The organism is Pseudoalteromonas sp. T1lg76 (genome assembly GCF_002964725.1).
GTDB lineage: Bacteria > Pseudomonadota > Gammaproteobacteria > Enterobacterales > Alteromonadaceae > Pseudoalteromonas.
Genome location: NZ_PQCE01000073.1, coordinates 1 through 287, shown reverse-complemented (window position 1 = coordinate 287; position 287 = coordinate 1). Strand labels below are relative to the sequence as shown.

1 rRNA gene is annotated in these 287 nt (G+C 39.0%); it reads left to right on the top strand.

Annotated features, from left to right (window positions below):
* Nucleotides 1-215 precede the first annotated feature (215 nt).
* Nucleotides 216-287: ribosomal RNA gene (locus C2M35_RS15235) — 16S ribosomal RNA — on the top strand; the annotation flags it as partial.

Sequence of the window (287 nt, the reverse complement as noted above, 5' to 3'; positions counted from 1 at the left end):
TCGTACAGGTTGAGTTCTAACAGCAGATTCTAGTTCGCTAGATGACGCAAACAAATTTAGAGTCTCAATTGAACTGAGTGACCAACGGAATAATCTCTCTTTATAAGAGAAGTTATTCAGCACAGTCAATTCGATTTTTCTTTTATAAGAGAAATCAAAATCAGAATTCAATGAGCGCCGTTCTTCACTCTTTATGGGTGGGAACAAAAAACTTTTAATTGAAGAGTTTGATCATGGCTCAGATTGAACGCTGGCGGCAGGCCTAACACATGCAAGTCGAGCGGTAA